Annotated in this window: 1 protein-coding gene; it reads left to right on the top strand. The window is 43.3% G+C overall.

Annotated features, from left to right (window positions below):
* Positions 1–72 precede the first annotated feature (72 nt).
* Positions 73–1,320: an IS256 family transposase gene (locus DWX61_RS18680; RefSeq protein WP_118594068.1), complete on the top strand. Its 1,248-nt coding sequence runs from the start codon at positions 73–75 to the stop codon at positions 1,318–1,320.
* The last annotated feature ends 169 nt before the right edge of the window (positions 1,321–1,489 follow it).

The raw sequence follows: 1,489 nt of genomic DNA, 5'->3' as shown, positions 1-1,489 counted from the left end.
GGGAGTATCCCAAAGTTTGTGTAAACCTTCAAACTGATGTAAGATAGACTTACCAGTTTGGAGGTTTATTTTATGGCAAGGAAAAAAGATACCCCACAAAAAGCTGCCCTTCGGGAAATGATGGGCAACTATCTGAAAGAAAACAATGTAAAGGTCAAGGATGGAACCGACGTCAATTCCATTATGCGAGATATGATGTCGATCATCCTTGAAGGTGTTCTGGATCAGGAAATGGATGAGGAACTGGGATATTCCAGGTATGATTATCGGAACAAGGAAACAGATAATTCCAGAAACGGCCATTCCCAGAAGACCATGCATACCAGCTATGGCGATATGGAGATTGATATCCCAAGAGACCGGAAAGGTGAGTTTGAACCACAGATCGTCAAAAAGTATCAGAATACGGTTACTCAGGACATGGAAGAAAAGATCATATCCATGTATGCCAAAGGAATGACCACGAATGATATTGAAAGCCATATGCGTGAACTGTACGATATCGAAATTTCTGACAGTACCATCAGCCGGATCACGGATAAGATCCTTCCCATCGTAAAAGAATGGCAGGAAAGACCTTTGGAAGATATCTATGCGGTTGTTTTCATGGATGCCATCCATTACCATGTGCGCAACGAAGGTCGGATTGTAAAACGTGCGGTTTATATCGCCATAGGGATCGACATGGAAGGGCACAAAGATGTCCTTGGTATGTATGTCGGCCAAAACGAAAGTGCGAAGTTCTGGCTTTCTATTCTAAATGGTCTGAAGAATCGTGGCGTAAAAGATATCCTGATTGCCTGTGTAGACGGTCTGACAGGTTTTCCCCAAGCGATTGAAGCCGTTTTCCCGGATACTGAGATCCAACAGTGTATCATTCATCAGATCCGAAATACAACAAAGTTTGTTTCCTACAAGGAACTCAAGCCGCTGATGGCTGATCTGAAACGTGTATATGCAGCTCCAACGGAAGAAACTGCACTGGCTGAACTTGGTAGCTTTGATGAAAAATGGAGCGGAAAATATCCTAAAATCGCAAAATCATGGAAGGATAACTGGGCGAATCTTTCGACGTATTTCAAGTATCCGGAAGCGGTCCGCCGCTTGATCTATACTACGAATGCTATCGAGGGATTTAACCGGCAGCTACGGAAGGTCACGAAATCAAAGACGGTATTTCCTTCGGATGAGAGTCTCTTGAAAATGCTGTATCTGGCCATGATGGATATCACAAAAAAATGGACTGGTCACCGGCAGGATTGGGGACAGATCCATTCGCAGTTGGAGATATTTTTTGAGGAACGGTTATCTGGATTATAAGCCGTTTCTGGTAAGGCAGGGCTGGGCAAACCAGCTCTGTTTGACATGTCCGGAAACTGTATTATAATATAAGCAAGGGCAGAACCTCTAAAATCGGCTCTGCCCAATGTAACTAATGACATATCTTATATCAGTTTTTTGAGTTTACACAAAACTTGAAACGGTCTCG

It is taken from the genome of Ruminococcus sp. AF20-12LB (assembly GCF_003478985.1).
In the GTDB taxonomy this organism is placed as follows: domain Bacteria; phylum Bacillota; class Clostridia; order Lachnospirales; family Lachnospiraceae; genus Blautia_A.
The sequence above is the reverse complement of the archived record's forward strand: the minus strand, read 5'-3'. Positions and strand labels throughout refer to the sequence as shown.